This is a genomic window from Microlunatus sp. GCM10028923, from assembly GCF_042666975.1.
Classification (GTDB): Bacteria; Actinomycetota; Actinomycetes; order Propionibacteriales; family Propionibacteriaceae; genus Microlunatus.
In genome coordinates this window covers 178,008-195,940 of sequence record NZ_JBHTFF010000003.1, presented here as the reverse complement: position 1 = coordinate 195,940, position 17,933 = coordinate 178,008, and the positions used below count along the sequence as shown (strand labels likewise).

Sequence of the window (17,933 nt, the reverse complement as noted above, 5' to 3'; positions counted from 1 at the left end):
GCAGGTTCCGGAGCCTCAGAACACGAACGAGTTGAACGGCTCCGGATCCGTACGGAACAGCCGGGACAGCCGGCCGACCGCCGCGGCGCCGCCCTTGATCCGGCCCGCGTAGGCGAGGTCGGCGGCGGACCGGCCGCCCAGGTAGAGCGAGCCGAGCGCCGAGAGCTCCAGCACCACGTCCGGCGTTGCCGCGACCCTGGTGCAGCTGGCGCCGTCCGGGTCCGCGCTGAGCTGCCAACGGCCGACGTTGTCCGGGCGCATCGGGTCGGCCTCGATCCCGATCACGATCCGGTCCGGAACGTCGTAGGTACGGGCCTCGAGCGCGGCCGGCACGTCGAGCAACCGGAGCCACAGGCTGTCCGACTGCCGGGTGACCCGCAGCGCCCGCGGGTTCTCCAGCATCCAGCGCAGCGGCTCGTCGCCCGGCCGCGGCGCGGCGACGATCGTCCGGGTCAGGTCGAAGTCGAGCAGCAGCCGCCACAACGCACGGTAGGCGGCCGGAGTCGCGGCCTGGATCCCTTCCACGACAAGGGTTCCGGCGTTCTGGACGGTCGTCGACCAGGGAATCCGGAAGACCGCGACGCCGTCGATGCCGCCGGCCGCGGCGTGGTGGACCAGGTGCCGCTGCGGGCCGCGGGTGTCGCTCGCCGAGTCGCTCAGATCCTCCCAGTGGCCGGGGCGGGCCGACAGCTCGCCGACCCGGGTCCGCCGAACGTGATCATGGACCGTGCGCCAGGCTGCGCGGGCCGTCGCGGCGTCGGTGAGCTCGAGTCGACCGGAATCCGGTTCGGCATCCCGGAAGACAGCCTGGGTGCGGTCGACTTCCCAGCGGGTGCGCAGGGTGGCCGGGCCGTAGCCGTACCGGCCGTAGATCGTCCCCTCGCTGGCGCTCAGCCCGGCGATCGGCTCGCCCCGCTCGACGGCCTCGTCGAACATGGCCTGCATCATCCGCCGGAGCAGCCCGCGCCGGCGGTGCGTCGCGATCACCGCGGTGGAGGTGACGCCGCCCATCGGGACCTGCCGGCCGCCCGGGACCGTGAGCTCGAAGCTGATCATCGCCGAGGCGCCGACGATCCGGTCGCCGTCGAACGCGGCCTGCGGATGGCAGCGCTCGGCCAGCACCTGGCCGGCCCACGCCTCGAGCTGCTCCGGGGTGGCCGGCCGGTTCGGCGTCGGCCACGGCTCGGGTCCGCCGTACCAGGCGGCCGGCACCGGCTCCCAGTGCGGCAGGCCGTTGGCGTACGGCAGCACCTTCAGGTAGTCGACGGCCTCGCCGGGCTCGATCGGACGGACCTCGATCGCCATGATCAACTCTCCCTCGGGCCTTGGGCCGGTAAAGCGGTTGCGACCCCGTTCAGCTGGGCTGAAGGGTGTTCGCCATGGATCAGACCCTGCAGATTCTGCACCGGGCCCGGGCGTGGGTGGCCGAGGACCTGCGGGTTCGCGCCGCCCTCATCCTCGGTTCGGTGGTCAAGGGCACCGTCACGCCGCTGTCCGACCTCGATCTCCTCGTCGTCGCCGAGCCCGGCGAGCGGGACGCACTCTGGGCCGACCGCGAGATGGTGTCCCGGCGGCTGCTCGGAGCGCCGGTCGTGGCCGCGGCGGCACCGTACGGGCTGCCGAACCGATGGCAGGCCCGGACCGCCGACCTCGACCTGCTCGACCTCACGATCGACGAGGGAGCGGTCCGGGTCTGGTACGGCTTCGAGGGACCGGTCGAGTTCCTGATCGACCGGGCCGGGGTGCGGGCGGAGTTCGAGCAGGCGATGGCGGATCAGCAGGCCGTGCCGGCGCCGCCGTACGACGCGGCCGGCGCCTGCGACGCGACCTGGTCCGAGATCGCCAAGCTGGCCGCCCTGCTCCTGCACCACCGGACGCTGACGGTACGGACCGGGCTGAACGCGTTGATCACCTCTCGGCTGCTCCCGCTGCTGGACCGGGCCCCGTACCGGATCGGCACGGTCCATGATCAACACGACCAGGAGTTGATCACCCGGCTCGATCGGCTCTTCCCGTCGAGCGGCCACCGGTCCGAACTGGGCCGGGCCCTGCGCGCCGTGGCCGGCGAGTATGCCCGGCTGCTCTCGGACTGGGCGGACCGGACCGGCCGGCCGCGACCGGCCTCGGGCCTCGAACCCGGTGTCTTCCGCGCCCTGGAGCGACTGATCACCCGGTCGGCCTGAGCGAGCCCCATGATCAGAAGTCCCGCACCGGCGGCGCGTCGAGCGACTTCACCAGGTGGTTCAGGTTGCCCAGGGCCAGGTGGGTGGCGGCGCCGTCCTCGTCGGTGAGCCACTGGATCTCGCCCAGCTGGCCCATCCGGACGAAGGGCAGCAGCAGTTCCTCGTCGCGTGGGTCGAGCGGCCCGCCGGCGTCGAGATAGTCGCGCCAGACCCGGCGCGGATCGACGTCCGCGTCCGTGTACGCCATGCCGGCCACCTCCCAGGCCAACGGCTCGACCCGCAGGTCGTCGGTGTCGATCAGGCCGACCAGCCGGTCGTCGCGGTAGAGCTGGTTGCGCGGATTGAGATCGCCGTGGACCGGAGCCCGGACGTCCAGCCGGCCGCTGCGCAGCCAGGTGTCGAGCTGCCGGTCCTGCTCCTCGACGGCGCGGTCGACGGCCCCGATCGGCGTCAGCACCTCCGGGCCGTGCCCGAACCGGTCCATGATCGCGATCCGTACCTGCTGCCAGCCGAACCAGCGCGGATGATCATCGATCGAGCCGAAGCCCGGCCGCTGCCCGAGACCGAGACCGACGGAGGCTCGGTGCATTGCGGCCAGCACCGGAATGATCTCCCGGCTGCGCACCGGACTGGCCACCGAGACACCGGAAACGCCTTGGACGAAAGGGAACACGGCCAGAGTATGGCCGTCGAGGACCGGGACCTCGTCTTGCTCGGGCGCGACCAGGACCGGGGTGACCTCGGCCCAGGCCCGGGCCACGACGTACTCGTACCTGACCTGTTCGGCGGTCCGTTCCGACCGGCCGACCCGGAGCACGCGATCATGATCGGCACAGTCCAGCTTCCAGGTCTGGTTGAGCATGCCCTCGGCCAGCAGGCTGGCTCGCCGCACCGGCAGTCCCCAGGCGTCACGGCAGAAGTCGACCAGCCGGTCGGACGTCAGCCAGAGCGGCTGCCAGCCCCAGCCGGCACCGTCGTAGTAATGGGTGCCGTCCGGTGACAGCGCGCCACGTTCGGGCTCCGGATCGCTCACGCTGCGAAGGATGCCAGCGGGGACCGGAGTCCGTCGACGGAATTTGGTTCCACCGAAGGAAATGGTTAAGCGATCCCTTGACTTTCAAGGGTCCATCGACAATGGTTAAGCACATGCCTAATCATTCGGCGTCGGATCGGCTGGGACGCATCTTCCACGCGATCGCGGATCCGACCCGGCGCGCGATCGTCGAGCGGCTGGTCCGCGGACCGGCGGCGGTCAAGGCACTGGCCGAGCCGCTGGAGATGTCGCTGCCCGGTGTGATGCAGCACCTGCAGGTGCTGGAGGACGCCGGGGTGATCGTGACGGAGAAGGTCGGCCGCGTCCGCAGCTGCCGGATCGAACCGGCGGCACTGCGCGAGGCCGAGGGCTGGCTCGGCCGCCAGCGCACCGAACGAGAACGGCAGCTTGATCAACTCGACGACTACCTGAAGGAATCTTGATCATGGACGTCACCCATTCGACCTTCACCCTGGAGCGCCGCTACGCGGTCCCGGTCGAACGCGTGTTCGCGGCCTTTGCGACACCGGCAGCCCGGAAGCGCTGGATGGCCCAGGGCGCGGAGCACTCGCAGGACTTCACGGTCGGCGGGTTCGAGATCACAAAGGGTTTCGACGGCGAGGGGCATGCCTTGACGCACGAGGCCCGCTACGTCGAGATCGTGCCCAACGAACGGATTCTCACCACGTCGACCCTGCGCGCCGATGATCAACTCTCGACCGCCTCGGTGACCAGCGTCGAGTTCCAGGCCGACGGACCGGACACGCTGCTGGTGCTGACCGAGCACGGCATGTATCTGCCCGGCCAGGAGCGCCCCGAGTGGCGCGAGCAGGGCACGGCGCAACAACTCGACACCCTGGCCGCGGAGTTCGCCGTGGTCGCCGATGCGAAGGAGAACTGATCATGACCAAGGTTGATCATGTGCTCGCCGTGGTCGCGGTGAAGGACCTCACGGAAGGCCGGGCCTGGTACACGAAGCTGTTCGGGCGCGAACCGGACAACAACCCGATGGAGAGCCTGATCGAGTGGCAGGTCAGGGACGGCGGCTGGGTCCAGGTCACCGAGGATGCCGAGCGGGCCGGCCACGGGATGCTCAACCTGGCCCTGTCCGATCTCGACGAGGGCGTACGGGAGGTCCGCGGGCGGGGCCTCGAGCCGGGCGAGATCATCGAGGCCAACAAGGGCGTCCGGCTGTGTCCGCTCGCCGACCCCGACGACAACCGGATCCAGCTCGTCGGCAGCTTCCGCGTGGAATACTGACCCATCCGCTCCGCCCTCCAATCCGAATGACTGGTGCTGGGGGACAACCCGTCGGAGGGGCCCGAAGGACATGCCGGAGGAGGCGACCGATGTCGCGACCTGTGGGAGCCCGGTTCCGCCCGGTGGCGTGTTGATCATGCCCGCCGTCCCGGAGCAGTACTGATGGGACGGCAACCGGACGATGATCATGAGGCGCCGCGGGTCGTCGCCGTACCGGATCCGGCCGAGACCCTGGAACAGTTGATCGCGCAGGCGGCGCGCGGCCACGAGGACGCGTTCGCGGAACTGTACGACCGCACCGTGGCGCGGGTGTACGGCCTCGTCCTGCGGGTCCTGCGTTCCCCGGACCTCGCCGCCGAGGTGACCCAGGAGGCCTATGTCGAGATCTGGCGCAGCTCGGCCGGATACCGGCCGGAGTCCGGCTCCGCGCTGAGCTGGCTGCTGGCCATCGCCCATCACCGCGCCGTCGACCAGGTCCGGTCGACGGCCCGGCGGACCGACCGCGAAGATCGTTACGGCCGGCCGGACGGGGCCGAGGACGACGTGGTGTGGGACGACATCTCCAGCCGGGTCGACACCGAGCTGGTCCGGCGGGCGCTGCGGTCGCTGACCGAGGTGCAGCGGGAGGCGCTCACGCTGGCGTACTTCGGCGGCTACACCCACCGTCAGGTGGCCCGCATGCTGGAGTTGCCGCTGGGGACGGCGAAGACGCGGATCAGGGACGGCCTGATCGGACTTCGAGACGCGCTGGGGGTGGAATCATGAACGACATCCACAGTCAGGTCGGGGCGTACGTGACGCACGCCCTCGACGAGGAGCTCCGGGTCGCCTTCGCCGAACACCTGCCGGACTGCGAGTCGTGCAGCCGCGAGGTGCGCGAGTTCAACGAGACGCTGAGCCGGTTGAGCGAGCTGTCCGCCGCTCCGCCGCCGGCCAGCCTGCGCGACGACGTCCTCGGCGCGATCAAGCGGGTCCGCGTCGAGCCGCCGGACGAGCCCGCCGTCGAGACTCCCGCGACACCCGCCACCGCGGCTCCCGCGCCGATGCCCGCCGATGATCGCCGGCGCTCCCGGCGACCCCGGCCCTGGCTGTATCTCGCCGTCGCCGCCAGCCTGGTGCTCGCCGTGATGTTCGGCGGCTGGGCGGTGCTCCAGCAACGACGGATCGACGAGATCGAGCGGGCCCAGGCCTCGGAGCAGCCCGTCACCGAACTGCTCCGGGCCGCCGATCTCCGTACCTATCCCCTCACCTGGCGCGACGGCAGCAGGGGCGCCTTGCTGGTCTCCCGGCAGCTGGGCCGCGTGTTGATCACCGGCTCGGTGCCGGCCGCCGATCCCGGCCGCACCTTCCAGCTGTGGTCGATCCGAGGCAAGGAAGCCACCCCCGGCCCGACCTTCCGAGCGGCCGCCGCCGGCGTGTGGACCGTCGACCTGGACGGTGTCCAGGCGATCGCCATCACCGCCGAACCCGAGGGCGGCTCCGAGGCCCCGAGCCGGGATCTGCTCGCCAGCACCCGGATCTGAGCGAGGGCCTGTCGCCGATGTCCCCCGCTGTAAGGATTACGGGCCGAAATCGGCGGTCATGGTCCACAGCGAGGGACATTCGCGACACGGCCCCAGCGCAGTCCCCACCCTCTCCCGCTCACCACTCCCCTGCCACCGACTGGGCACCTCCGCAGCGACACGCCGCCAGAACACCTGCTTTTGTGCCCAGTCGGCGGTCCTTTTTTGGGGGTTAGGGGCGGAGGGGGGTGAGGGGGAGGTTGGTGACGGCTTTGGCCAGGGCTTCGACGGGGCCGCGGGCGGAGCGGGGGTTGGCGACGAGGGCCATCTCGACGTCGGGCAGGGCGGGCAGGTCGAACCGGCCGGACAGGTTGCGCAGGTCGGGCGGGACCCGGCTCTGGGCCAGGATTGAGATGCCGAGGCCGGCCCGGGTGGCGGCGAGGATGCCGTTGATCTCGCGGGTGTTGCAGGTGATCCGCCAGGTCCGGTGCGCACCCTCCAGCGCGGAGATCGCGGCGTCCCGGCTCCAGCTCGGGGCCGGATAGGTGACCAGCGGTACGGGGAGCGCGGGCTCGATCTGGGTCCGGTCCAGGCCGACCCAGACCAGCCGGTCGCGGCGGACCAGCTGGCCCCGGTGCGAGTCCGCCTCCTGGTTGATGAAGACCAGGTCGAGGTGGTTGGAGGCGAGCCGGCGCAGCAGGGTGCCGCTCTGGGTGACGGTGAGCTCCAGGTTGATCCGCGGATAGAGCTGCCGGAACTCGCGCAGGATGGTCGGCAGTTCGCTGACCGCCAGCTCGTCGGCGGCGCCGAACCGCAGCCGGCCGCTCATCGCCGACCCGGTGAAGTACGACACGGCCTCGTCGATCGCGGCCAGGATGGTCCGGGCGAAGCCGGCCATCGCCTCCCCGTTGTCGGTCAGCGCGACCGACCGGGTGTCCCGCTGGACGAGCTGCCGGCCGGCCGCGTCCTCGAGCCGGCGCACGTGCTGGGAAACGGTCGGCTGGCTCAGCCCGAGCTGCTCGGCGGCCCGGGTGAAGGAGAGCCCGTTGGCCACCGCGAGGAACGTACGCAACAGCGTCGGATCGAACGTCTTGTCATCGGCCACGACAACCACCCTCCGCGGGCTTATAAGTACAGCCAATACAATATATTGGCGTTATGGCTTTGCCGAATAGGAAGGCGGGCCTTTAGGGTTGGTGTCGGGCGACCTCAGCGTAGAGCCATCCGCTTGCCGGCAGATCCCGGCGGTCCAGTCCAGCACAACCCATGAATCAGGTGAGTTCGCCTTGTCCACGGCGCCCGCCGAGCGGTCCCGTTCGGCCTCATACGCCCTGTCCGAAAACCTCGATCGACTGAGTCGGCCGATCCGCCGCCGCCAGTGGCCGCGCACGCTGGCCGCCCTCCAGGTCCGCAACTACCGGCTCTTCCTGTCCTCCCAGGTGGTCGCCACGACCGGGCTGTGGATGCAGCGGATCGCCCAGGACTGGCTGGTGCTGGAGCTGACCGGGAGCGTCGCCGCGGTGGGCATCGCGGTCGCCCTGCAGTTCACCCCGGTGCTGCTGTTCGGACTGTTCGGCGGGGTGATCGCCGACCGCTACTCGAAGCGGGCCGTGCTGATCATCACCCAGTCGGTGGCGACCCTGATGGCTCTCACTCTCGGTGTCCTCGCGCTGACCGGAACGGTCGCCGTCTGGCACGTGTACCTGGTCGCCGCGATCCTCGGTTTCGTCACAGTGGTGGACAACCCGACCCGCCAGGTGTTCGTCTCCGAACTCGTCGGTGATCAACATCTGCGCAACGCGGTCAGCCTGAACTCGTCGGTGTTCCAGTTCGGCGCACTGCTCGGGCCGGCGCTGTCCGGCGTGCTGATCCACGCGGTCGGCCAGGGCTGGTCGTTCTTGATCAACGCGGCCTCCTGCCTGGTCGTCGTCGGGATGTTGATCATCATCCGGGTGCCCACCGGTCGCTCGACCGTGGTGGCGAAGGCGAAGGGCCAGCTGCGCGAGGGCCTGCGCTACATCCAGCAGACCTCCGAGGTGGCCTGGACCATCGTGCTGGTGGCGACGATCGGGCTGTTCGGCCTCAACATGCCGGTGATCCTGGCGGCGTTTGCCGACCACGAGTTCGGCACCGGGGTGAGCGGCTACTCGCTGTTCAACTCGCTCAGCGCGATCGGCGCTCTGGCCGGCGCGCTGATCTCGGCCCGCCGCCGCGGCCAGGTCCGGCTCCGGGTGCTGGTCAGCCTGCTCACCCTGCTCGGGATCACCATCGGCATCGCCGCGATCGCGCCGAGCATCTGGACCTTTGGCATGGTGTTGATCTTGATCGGGCTGCTCACGCTGCAGTTCCTCACCGGCGCCAACTCGCTGGTCCAGTTGACCACCGCGCCGGCGGTGCGCGGCCAGGTGATGAGCGTCTACCTGCTGGTGCTGCTCGGCGGCCAGGCGATCGGCAGCCCGGTCGTCGGCTGGCTGATCGACCACTTCGGGGCCCGGCCGAGCATGCTGCTCTGCGGCAGCCTGGTCGTCTTCGTCGCGCTCCTGTCCGGCCTGGCGATGGCCCACACGTCGAACCTGCGGCTCGGCATGGACCGGACCACGTACCGACGCTGGGTGCACATCCGCGCCCGCTGAGGCAGCACGGAAGTCCAAGCAGGAAAGAGATCACCGGTCGGCCACGCCGACCGGTGATCTGCTTGTAACAGGACAACCCTTGACGGCCGACCGCGCCAGCCGTCATGCTCCAATCAACTGGGAACTTTCCAGACGATTGAACGCCAGGGGGGTGTCGTGCGTATCGGTGGTCCGCGAGCCCTGCGTGCGATGAACGATCGCGCCGCCCTGCAGGCACTGGTGCTGCACGGTCCGCTGTCGCGTACCGAACTCGAGCACGAGATCGGGCTCTCCAAGCCGGCCGCCGCGGAACTGCTGCGCCGGCTCGAGGAGGTCGACCTGGTCCGCCAGGACGGCCATCGGGCCAGCACCGGTCCCGGTCCGAACGCCCGGCTCTGGTCGATCAACGAGCGGGCCGGGCACGCGGTCGGGATCGACGTCGTCTCGGCCAGCTTCGACCTCGGCGTGGTCGATCTGACCGGCACCTTGATCGCCGAGCGCAAGGTGAATCTCCGCGGCACCGGACCGGATCCGGTGCCGACACTGCGCCGGGTGGTCCAGGAGACGATCCGCGAACAGGGCCTGCGGGGAGACCTGCCGTGCCGGGCCGTGGTCGGCATCTCCGGCTCGATCGACCCGGTCACCGGCTTCCTCGGCTATGCCCCGCACCTGCCGCGCTGGTACGGATTCGACGTGCCCGACCGGCTCACCGAGGCACTCGGCATGCCGGTGACGGTGGAGAACGACGTCAACCTGGTCGCCACCGACGAGTACCGGCACGGCTGCGCCCGCGGCTACCGGGACGTGGTGCTGCTCTGGATGAGCCGTGGCGTCGCCGCCGCCGTGCTGGTCGACGGCCGGCTGCACCGGGGCTCGCACGGGGCTGCCGGCGAGGTCGACTTCGCGCCGGTCTCGCTGGACGGCCGGCGGATGTCGGAGCTGATCGACGCGGGCGCGGTGCTGGCCCTCGCCGAGACGTACGGCCTCGGGGCCAGCCGCGCGGTCACCGCGGTGCGCCGGGCGGTCGCGGCCCTGAACGGAGGGAAGCCGACGACCGGCGACCCGGACGGGTTCCTGTCCGAGCTGGCCGGCCGGATCGCCCATGCCGCGGTGATCGCGGTGACCTTGATCGATCCACAACTGGTGGTGCTTTCCGGCGACCTCGGCGTGGCCGGCGGCGACCGACTGGCCGACCGGGTCGCCGACCGGCTGCACCGGCTGGTCGCGCACCGGCCGGAGGTCAGGCCGGGCACCGGCCGGGACCACGCCGTCCGGCACGGCGCCCTGGCGGCCGCCATTCAACAGGTCCGGGACGAGATGTTCGGCTGACCGGACGCCCGGTCGCCGAGGGAGGAAATGATCATGAAGCGAAACCTGGTCGTCGCGCTGATCGCGACGCTCGGCCTGCTCGCCGGCTGTGCGGGCGGGAGTCCCGGCGGGTCCGGCTCCGGACCCGCGAAGTCCGACGCGGCGCTGACCATCGCCAACGTGGCCGGGACCACCTGGACCTGCGGCTTCAACCCGTTCAACCCGTCGGTCAACCAGCAGTCGATCGGCTTCGTGTACGAGACACTGATGCACGTCAACCCGCTGCAGAACGCCAAGCAGACGCCCATGATCGCGGAGCAGGCGGAGTGGAGCGCGGACAAGAAGACGCTCACCTTCACCATCCGGGACGGCATCACCTGGAACGACGGCAAGCCGCTGTCCGCAGCCGACGTCGCGTACACCTTCAACCTGATGAAGACCAACAAGGGCTTGGATCTGAACGCCCTCTGGTCGTCCGGGCTGAAGTCGGTCAAGGCCGACGACAAGTCGGTGATCATGACCTTCGCCGAGCCGGCGGAGCCGTACTTCTACTACATCGCGGGCCAGACGCCGATCGTCCCGGAACACATCTGGAGCACCGGCGAGCCGGCCGACGACCCGGTCCAGTTCGCCGACGCCAAGCCGGTCGGCAGCGGTCCGTACACGGTGGCCGACTGCAAGCCGCAGAACATCCGGTACCAGGCCAATCCGGGCTTCTGGCAGCCGGGCAAGCCGGCGGTCAAAACGGTCAACTACCCGGCCTACACCGACAACAGCCCGGCCAATCTTGATCTTGCGACCGGCAAGGCACAGTGGGGCGGGCAGTACATCCCGAGCATCGACCGCTACTACGTCGCCAAGGACAAGGAGAACCACAAGTACTGGTTCCCGCCGACGGCCAACGTGTCGATCTACTTCAACCTCAAGCACGAGGTGACCAAGGAGAAAGCGGTCCGGCAGGCCATCGCCTACGCGATCGACAAGGAGAAGGTGTCCAAGATCGGCGTCGGCGGCTACCTGCCCGCGTCCAACCAGGGCGCGATCGTGCTGCCCACCTTCCAGGACTGGTACAACCAGGAGGCGGCCGACAAGTACAACTACGCGCCGAACCCGAAGAAGGTGAAGACGCTGCTGGCGCAGGCCGGCTACTCGACCGAGAAGCCGCTGAAGCTGAGCATCATCACGGTCAGCGGCTACACCGACTGGGAGGCCGAGCTGCAGGAGATCAAGAACCAGCTGGGACCGCTCGGCATCGAGCTGACCGTGCAGTCGATCGCCGGGCAGACCTACAACACCAAGCTCTACAAGGGCGATTTCGATCTTGCCTACGGCTCCCAGTCCGGCGGCCCGCTGCCCTACTACGAGCTGCGGCAGATGCTCTACAGCGGCAACACCGCGCCGCTCGGCGAGAACGCGTCCAGCAACTACGGCCGGTTCTCGGACCCGAAGGTGGACGCGCTGCTCGGTGAGTACGCCGGCGCCGACGACGCCCGCAAGCACGAGATCGTCAACGCCCTCCAGGAGGTCATGCTGGAGGAGGTTCCGGTGGTCCCGGTGCTGGAGTCGGTGAGCTGGTTCCAGTACAACACCAAGGACTTCACCGGCTGGCCGACCGCCGACGACCCGTACGCGCTGCCGGCGCCGTACGCCGTGCCGGACAACGAGCAGGTGCTGCTCCGCCTGCAGCCGAAATGATCATGACCGGCGGTAACCGACAGGAGGTCTGATGCGCTTCATCCTGCGCCGGATCGGGTTCTTCCTGATCACCTTGTGGGTCGCGCTGACGGTGAACTTCTTCGTGCCGCGGCTGATGCCGGGCAATCCGGCCGAGGCGATGATGGCCCGGTTCCGCGGCCGGATCAACCCGGAGGCCCTGAAGGCGCTCGAGGTGGCGTTCGGGATCGACACCCAGCAGCCGTTGCCGGTGCAGTACGTGGAGTATCTCGGCAACACCCTGACCGGCCGGTTCGGCACCTCGTTGACCTTCTTCCCGCAACCGGTCGGCGAGGTGCTGGCCCAGGCGCTGCCCTGGACGCTCGGCCTGGTCGGGGTCACGACGGTGATCGCGTTCGTGCTGGGCACCGGGATCGGCATGATCGGCGGCTGGCGCCGCGGTGGCGTGCTGGACAGCGTGCTGCCGCCGGTGTTCGTGATCACCGCCGCGCTGCCGTACTTCTGGGTCGGGCTGTTGCTGATCATGGTGTTCTCGGTCGGCACCAACGGCCTGCTGCCCAACGACGGCGGGTACGACCCGATCCTGACCCCGGGCTGGAACTCCGAGTTCATCCTCGACGTCGGCAAGCACGCGCTGCTGCCGGCGCTGACCATCCTGATCATCTCGATCGGCGGCTGGATCCTGACCATGCGCAACAACGTGGTCACCACGCTGGCCGAGGACTACATCAGGATGGCCCGGGCCAAGGGCATCCCGAACCGGCGGATCATGATCAACTACGCCGCCCGGAACGCGATCCTGCCCAACCTGTCCGGGTTCGCCATGTCGCTCGGCTTCGTGGTCAGCGGCTCGATCCTGGTCGAGTTCACCTTCAACTACCCGGGCGTCGGCTACATGCTGCTCAGTGCGGTGAACAACCAGGACTATCCGCTGATGCAGGCGCTGTTCGTCATGATCACGGTCACCGTCCTGGTCGCCGTCCTGATCAGTGACTTCCTGACCGCCTGGCTGGATCCGAGAGCGAGGACCGCTTCGTGAGCGCCGTCGCAGCCGGCTCCGGCACCGCGGCCGCGAGGCCCCGGACCGGGTCCGGGATCGTCCGGGCCGTGCTGGGCAACAAGAAGGCGCTGGTCGGGGCGATCATGCTGGCGATCTTCCTGGTCGCGGCCGTCGTGCCGCAGTTGTTCACCCCGGTCAGCGATCCCAACAACGGCACCTTCGAGCTGATGCTGCCGCCGTCGCCGGAGCACCTGCTCGGCACCACGGCGTTCGGCCAGGACATCTGGGCCCAGCTGGTCTACGGCACCCGGCAGTCGCTGCTGATCGCGGTGATCGCCGGCGCCCTGGCCAGCGTGTTGTCGATCATCGTCGGCGTCTCCGCCGCCTACCTCGGCGGCGTCGGCGACGATCTGCTGTCGCTGCTCACCGACGTGTTCCTGGTGATCCCGGCGTTCCCGTTGATCATCGTCATCGCGGCCTACGCCGGCGGCGGCAACCTGCTCGTGGTGATCGGCGTGCTGGTGATCACCGGCTGGTCGTACGGGGCCCGGCAGCTGCGGGCCCAGGCCCTGTCGCTGCGGAACCGGGACTTCCTGCAGGCGGCCCGGGTGCGCGGCGAGCGGAGATCGTACGTGATCGTCTTCGAGATCCTGCCGACCATGATCAGCCTGATCGCGGCCAACTTCCTCGGCGCCGCGCTCTATGCCCTGCTCACCTCGGCCGGGCTGCAGTTCATCGGGCTCGGCGACCCGTCGTCGCTCAGCTGGGGCACGATGCTGCACTGGGCCCAGTCCAACGAGGCGCTGCAGACCGACCAGCAGTGGTGGGTGATCGCACCGGGCCTCTGCATCGCCCTGCTCGGCGCGGCGTTCGCCCTGCTCAACTACGCGTTCGACGAGATCAGCAACCCGGCGTTACGCCCGGTCCGCAGAAGGAGGCGCGCTCGATGATCACCGAGTCCCCCAGGTTCGGCGACAGCTCCGTGATCACCGACGAGGAGCCGAACCTCGAGGTGAGCGGCCTCTCGGTGGCCTACGACACCGATGCCGGCCCGCTCACCGCGGTCGACGGGGTGGACCTCGACGTCCGGCCCGGCGAGTTCGTGGCCGTGGTCGGCGAGTCCGGCTGCGGCAAGTCGACGATGGCGTTCGCGATCGCCCAGCTGCTCAGCCCACCGGCCCGGATCACCGCCGGCGAGGTCAGGTTCCGCGGTCAGAACCTGGTCACGATGACCGAGGCCGCACTGGCCCCGGTCCGCTGGCGGAACCTCTCCGTGGTGATGCAGAGCGCCATGAACGCCCTCAACCCGGTGCTCAGGATCAGCGCCCAGTTCGCCGACGCGATGCAGGCCCACGGAGTCAGGGACAAGGCCGAGATCCGGGAACGATCGGAACAGGTGATGGACCTGGTCGGGATCGACCGGGCACACCTGGCCAGCTATCCGCACCAGCTGTCAGGCGGGATGCGGCAGCGGGCCATGATCGCGATGGCGCAGCTGTTCACGCCCGAGTTGGTGATCATGGACGAGCCGACCTCGGCGCTGGACGTGGTGGCCCAGCGCTCACTGATGCTGCAGATCAAGGAACTCCAACGACAGTTGGGTTTCGCGGTGATCTTCGTGACCCACGACATGAGCCTGGTCAGCCACTTCTCGGACCGGCTGATGGTGATGTACGCCGGCCAGGCGATGGAGTTCGGGCCGACCCGGCAGGTGTTCGACGCGCCGGCGCACCCGTACAGCCGGGGGTTGCTGGACGCCTTCCCGTCGATCACCGGTCCGCGGGAGCGACTGCAGGGGATCCCGGGCAGCCCGCCCGCCCTGCAGGCGATGCCGGCCGGCTGCCGGTTCCAGCCGCGCTGCCCGGTCGCCTTCGCCGACTGCGAGACTGTCGCACCGCCGCTCTACCCGGTGGACGACGTCCAGGCGCGGTGCCTGCTGCACGCGCCGGAACGGAGCGGCCGATGACCGCGCCCCTGCTGGAGGCCCGCGACCTGTCCCGGACGTTCCGGGTCGGCGGACTGCGCCGCCGCGGCACCCTGCACGCCGTCGACGACGCCAGCTTCGCGATCGGGCCGGGCGAGATCGTCGCGCTGGTCGGCGAGAGCGGCAGCGGGAAGAGCACCATCGCCCGGCTGCTGGCCCAGGTGTACCGGCCGAGCGGCGGCGAGATCCGGTTCGAGGGGACCTCGCTGGCCGCGCTGCGGACCCGGCGCGACGTGCTGCGCTACCGGGCGGCGGTGCCGATGGTGTTCCAGGACCCGTTCAGCTCGCTCAACCCGGCCTACCCGGTCTCGCACGGCATCCTGCGCGGGCTGAAGCTGCACCGGCCCGACATCGCGCCGGGCGACCGGATGGCCGAGGCGCTCCGGGTGCTGACGGCGGTCGGGCTCTCCCCCGCCGACCAGGTCGTGCACCGTTATCCGTACGAGTTGTCGGGCGGGCAGCGGCAGCGGATCGGGTTCGCCCAGGCGCTGGCGTACCGGCCGAAGGTGATCTTGGCCGACGAGCCGGTGTCGATGCTGGACGTGTCGATCCGGATCGGGCTGCTCAACGTGATGACCTCGCTGCGCGACGACCAGGGCGTCTCCCTGCTCTACATCACGCACGACATCGCCAGCGCCCGCTACGCGGCGGACCGGATGATGGTCATGTACGCGGGCCGGATCGTCGAGTCCGGACCGGTGGACCAGGTGCTCGGCGACCCGCTGCACCCGTACACGCAACTGCTGGTGGCCGCCGTCCCCGACCCGCGCGCCGAGCTCGCCGTCACCGCCGAGATGGCGCGGGGCGAACCGCCGAAGGTGATCGACCCGGCGCCCGGCTGCCGGTTCGCCGACCGTTGCCCGCTGGTCCGCGACGTCTGCCGCACCACGACGCCCCCGCTGCAGGAGCTCCGGCCGGGCATCGAGGTGGCCTGCCACGTCGCCGCGGAGAAAGCCGCTACTTGACGATGCGATAGGTCAGGTGGGTGACGCCCTGGTTGACGGCGACCGAGGTGCATTCGAGTTCGACGGCTTCGGGCAGCTCGCGGAAGAAGGCGTGCCCGCCGCCGAGCAGGACCGGGACCTGGCTGATCAGGATCTCGTCGAGCAGCCCCAACCGGATGGCCTCGGTCGCGGTCGCACCGGCCGCGATCTTGACATCCTTGCCGGCCTTCTCGGCCACCTCCCGGGCCTGCCGGATGGCCGACTCCAGCCCGTCGGTGACGATCGTCTGCCCCTCCGCGGCGTCCGGGATCGGGTCCCGGCTGACCACGAACAGCTGGGTGCCGGCATCCATGCTGTTGCCGCCCCACCGGGCCGCGTGTTCGTACGTGTTGCGCCCCGCGACAACAGCAGCGGCCCGGCTGCCGCCGTACTCGATGACGGCCCGGTTCGCCGAGCCGTGGTCGGACAGCCAGTCGAAGATCCGGAAGCCGTCGCCGAGCCCGAGGCCGGCGCGAGCGCCGCGGCCGGAGACGTAGCCGTCGACCGAGGCGGAGAGGTGGGTGTACACGAGAGTCATGGCGAGCTCCTTCTTGAACGTCAGGGCCCGGCGGGCCTGATCATTCACTCGTACGGAGCCGCGGCGCCGGATCCGACAATCCGTCGGAGACTTCCTCCGGGGCGTCAGCCGAACGGGATCCGATGTTCAGGTGGTGAGTTGGGCGCGTCCTTGAGCCCGCCAGGTCCTCGTACGAGGACGTCACGGCCTTGTCCTCGTTCGAGGACCGAGCTACGGTGTCCTTGTTCGAGGACAAGGGGATCGGGATGCCGGGCGAGTTCATCGTCACCGACTGGAGAAAGCTGGGCGGGCTGCTCCGGGACACCCGGCTGACGCACGGACTGACTCAGACGGCACTGGCGACGAAGGCAGGCGTCGCGCGGTCCTGGTTGGCTCGCGTCGAAGCCGGCCATCGTGGCGCCGAATTGGAGCCCCTGCTGCGACTGCTCACTGCGCTGGACCTTTCACTCACGCTGAGTCCCATCGACCAGGAACGTCAGCCGACCGAGGCGACCGACCGACTACGCGCGGCTGCCCGAACGCGGCGCTCCGCCTGGGGCTTGCCGGGCGACGGTGATCGCCCATGAACGAGCGCCTTGCCGTCCTGCTGTCGGGCGAGGTGATCGGGCACCTGAACCGTACGTCCGTCGATCAGGATCCCACTTTCACCTACACCCGCGACTACGTCCGTTCCGGCGAGGTGGCGCTGTCGGTCCAACTACCGATCCAGCCGGGAGTCCATCCAGCGAAGAAGGTGCAGCCGTATCTGTTCGGCCTGCTGCCCGAGAACGATCCTGCACGTGCCGCCTGGTCGGACCAGCTCGGAGTCGACGCGGACGACGCCTTCGGGATCCTTGCAGTGATGGGCCGGGACTGCCCCGGGGCAGTCCAGTTCAGCCGGGAGGAGGATCTCGACGACCTTCGATCCCGAGGACACGAGTTCGAACCTGTCAGCGACCTCCAGATCGCGAGCCGGATCCGGGACCTCGCGACCAGCGAATCGTCCTGGACGATGCCGGGTGAGCACTGGTCCCTGGGCGGGCAGCAGGAGAAGTTCGCACTCGCCCAGGTCGATGGAGCTTGGCATACGGCGCATGGCAGCGCCCCCACCACGCACATCGTCAAGCCCGGCATCAGGCAGTTCCGCTACCAGGCGCTCGTCGAGCACGTCACCATGTCCGCCGCGTCGGCCCTCGGCGTCAACGTCGCCGAGTCCGACTTCGTGAGGTTCGACGACCAGTGGGCCATCGTCGTCGAACGCTTCGACCGGGCTTGGTCGGGCGGCCAGGTGATCCGGATCCATCAGGAGGACTTCGCGCAGGCGTGCGGACGCATGCCGGCTCGGAAGTACGAGTCCCGAGGCGGGCCGCGCCTGGCCGACCTGATAAGAGTCCTCACCCGTGAGTCGACCGACCTGAGCGACGACCGCCTGGCGCTGGCCGATTTCTTGATCATCAACCTGGTGGCCGGCGCTCCGGACGGACACGCGAAGAACATCTCCCTGCTCCGCGGCCGCGGCTTCACCGGCGTGGCACCGTTGTACGACCTGGCAACGGGATTGGCGTACGACGCCCGGAAGGTCGAGCGCACCGTCGCGCTGTCGATCGGTGGCGAACGCACGGCGTCGCAGATCGGACGCCGCCAGTGGGAGAAGGCCGCGGTCACGCTCGGCCTGGACGCGAACCTTCTGATCGGACGGGTCGCAGCACTGGCCGCGGATTTCCCGCCGACGTTCGAGGAGGTCGTGCTGAAGCTGGCCGGTTCCGTCCCGGGTGCCGACGAGATCGCCGAGCGCGCCGTACCCGCTCTGGTTCACCACAACCAACGGATCCTGGATCGCCTCTGACCGGCAGCAGACCGGCAGCAGACCGGGCGAG

19 protein-coding genes are annotated in these 17,933 nt (G+C 69.6%); 15 read left to right on the top strand and 4 right to left on the bottom strand.

The window, feature by feature from the left end; translation table 11 throughout:
• Positions 1 to 15: 15 nt before the first annotated feature.
• Positions 16 to 1,305, bottom strand: coding sequence for a GNAT family N-acetyltransferase (locus ACFQU4_RS08135; protein ID WP_377489355.1), 1,290 nt, complete (start codon positions 1,303 to 1,305; stop codon positions 16 to 18).
• A 74-nt stretch (positions 1,306 to 1,379) separates the two neighbouring features.
• On the opposite strand from ACFQU4_RS08135, the gene ACFQU4_RS08130 reads away from it, so the two are divergent.
• Positions 1,380 to 2,183, top strand: a complete 804-nt coding sequence (locus ACFQU4_RS08130) for a nucleotidyltransferase family protein (protein WP_377489352.1) — start codon at positions 1,380 to 1,382, stop codon at positions 2,181 to 2,183.
• A 13-nt stretch (positions 2,184 to 2,196) separates the two neighbouring features.
• Here ACFQU4_RS08130 and ACFQU4_RS08125 read toward each other — a convergent pair whose 3' ends face one another.
• Positions 2,197 to 3,216 (bottom strand): phosphotransferase enzyme family protein, encoded by a 1,020-nt coding sequence (locus ACFQU4_RS08125; RefSeq protein ID WP_377489350.1) that lies wholly within the window; start codon positions 3,214 to 3,216, stop codon positions 2,197 to 2,199.
• A gap of 113 nt (positions 3,217 to 3,329) precedes the next feature.
• Here ACFQU4_RS08125 and ACFQU4_RS08120 point away from each other — a divergent pair, with 113 nt between their 5' ends.
• The 5 genes from ACFQU4_RS08120 (at position 3,330) to ACFQU4_RS08100 (ending at position 5,999) form a co-directional block, all read left to right on the top strand.
• Positions 3,330 to 3,659, top strand: coding sequence for an ArsR/SmtB family transcription factor (locus ACFQU4_RS08120; RefSeq protein WP_377489347.1), 330 nt, complete (start codon positions 3,330 to 3,332; stop codon positions 3,657 to 3,659).
• A gap of 2 nt (positions 3,660 to 3,661) precedes the next feature.
• Entirely contained in the window at positions 3,662 to 4,117 is a 456-nt protein-coding gene (locus ACFQU4_RS08115; protein ID WP_377489344.1) for an SRPBCC family protein, read from the top strand.
• A gap of 2 nt (positions 4,118 to 4,119) precedes the next feature.
• Positions 4,120 to 4,476: a VOC family protein gene (locus ACFQU4_RS08110; RefSeq protein ID WP_377489341.1), complete on the top strand. Its 357-nt coding sequence runs from the start codon at positions 4,120 to 4,122 to the stop codon at positions 4,474 to 4,476.
• 162 nt (positions 4,477 to 4,638) lie between these two features.
• Entirely contained in the window at positions 4,639 to 5,241 is a 603-nt protein-coding gene (gene sigK, locus ACFQU4_RS08105; protein WP_377489338.1) for an ECF RNA polymerase sigma factor SigK, read from the top strand.
• Entirely contained in the window at positions 5,238 to 5,999 is a 762-nt protein-coding gene (locus ACFQU4_RS08100; protein WP_377489335.1) for an anti-sigma factor domain-containing protein, read from the top strand. Before sigK ends, ACFQU4_RS08100 begins: the two co-directional genes overlap by 4 nt.
• Before the next feature lie 211 nt (positions 6,000 to 6,210).
• Here the strand turns inward: ACFQU4_RS08100 and ACFQU4_RS08095 are convergent, their stop codons facing one another.
• Positions 6,211 to 7,083, bottom strand: a complete 873-nt coding sequence (locus ACFQU4_RS08095) for a LysR substrate-binding domain-containing protein (RefSeq protein WP_377489332.1) — start codon at positions 7,081 to 7,083, stop codon at positions 6,211 to 6,213.
• A 181-nt stretch (positions 7,084 to 7,264) separates the two neighbouring features.
• Between ACFQU4_RS08095 and ACFQU4_RS08090 the strand changes: the two genes are divergently transcribed.
• From ACFQU4_RS08090 to ACFQU4_RS08060, 7 genes are all read left to right on the top strand, one after another.
• Positions 7,265 to 8,611, top strand: a complete 1,347-nt coding sequence (locus ACFQU4_RS08090; protein WP_377489329.1) for an MFS transporter — start codon at positions 7,265 to 7,267, stop codon at positions 8,609 to 8,611.
• A 189-nt stretch (positions 8,612 to 8,800) separates the two neighbouring features.
• On the top strand, positions 8,801 to 9,919 hold the full coding sequence (locus ACFQU4_RS08085) for an ROK family transcriptional regulator (protein ID WP_377489326.1): 1,119 nt from the start codon (positions 8,801 to 8,803) through the stop codon (positions 9,917 to 9,919).
• A 27-nt stretch (positions 9,920 to 9,946) separates the two neighbouring features.
• Positions 9,947 to 11,593: an ABC transporter substrate-binding protein gene (locus ACFQU4_RS08080; RefSeq protein WP_377489323.1), complete on the top strand. Its 1,647-nt coding sequence runs from the start codon at positions 9,947 to 9,949 to the stop codon at positions 11,591 to 11,593.
• Positions 11,594 to 11,624: 31 nt separating this feature from the next.
• On the top strand, positions 11,625 to 12,611 hold the full coding sequence (locus ACFQU4_RS08075) for an ABC transporter permease (protein ID WP_377489320.1): 987 nt from the start codon (positions 11,625 to 11,627) through the stop codon (positions 12,609 to 12,611).
• The gene (locus ACFQU4_RS08070) at positions 12,608 to 13,522 is read left to right on the top strand and encodes an ABC transporter permease (protein ID WP_377489317.1); all 915 of its coding nucleotides are present in this window, start codon (positions 12,608 to 12,610) and stop codon (positions 13,520 to 13,522) included. The genes ACFQU4_RS08075 and ACFQU4_RS08070 overlap by 4 nt, the downstream gene beginning before the upstream one ends.
• Positions 13,519 to 14,538, top strand: coding sequence for an ABC transporter ATP-binding protein (locus ACFQU4_RS08065; protein ID WP_377489314.1), 1,020 nt, complete (start codon positions 13,519 to 13,521; stop codon positions 14,536 to 14,538). Before ACFQU4_RS08070 ends, ACFQU4_RS08065 begins: the two co-directional genes overlap by 4 nt.
• Positions 14,535 to 15,521: an ABC transporter ATP-binding protein gene (locus tag ACFQU4_RS08060; protein ID WP_377489311.1), complete on the top strand. Its 987-nt coding sequence runs from the start codon at positions 14,535 to 14,537 to the stop codon at positions 15,519 to 15,521. Before ACFQU4_RS08065 ends, ACFQU4_RS08060 begins: the two co-directional genes overlap by 4 nt.
• Here the strand turns inward: ACFQU4_RS08060 and ACFQU4_RS08055 are convergent.
• Positions 15,514 to 16,077 (bottom strand): dihydrofolate reductase family protein, encoded by a 564-nt coding sequence (locus ACFQU4_RS08055; RefSeq protein WP_377489308.1) that lies wholly within the window; start codon positions 16,075 to 16,077, stop codon positions 15,514 to 15,516. The genes ACFQU4_RS08060 and ACFQU4_RS08055 overlap by 8 nt on opposite strands.
• Before the next feature lie 215 nt (positions 16,078 to 16,292).
• Between ACFQU4_RS08055 and ACFQU4_RS08050 the strand changes: the two genes are divergently transcribed.
• Positions 16,293 to 16,643, top strand: a complete 351-nt coding sequence (locus ACFQU4_RS08050; RefSeq protein WP_377489305.1) for a helix-turn-helix domain-containing protein — start codon at positions 16,293 to 16,295, stop codon at positions 16,641 to 16,643.
• Complete coding sequence (locus ACFQU4_RS08045; RefSeq protein WP_377489302.1) at positions 16,640 to 17,902, top strand: type II toxin-antitoxin system HipA family toxin; 1,263 nt, start codon at positions 16,640 to 16,642, stop codon at positions 17,900 to 17,902. The genes ACFQU4_RS08050 and ACFQU4_RS08045 overlap by 4 nt, the downstream gene beginning before the upstream one ends.
• The last annotated feature ends 31 nt before the right edge of the window (positions 17,903 to 17,933 follow it).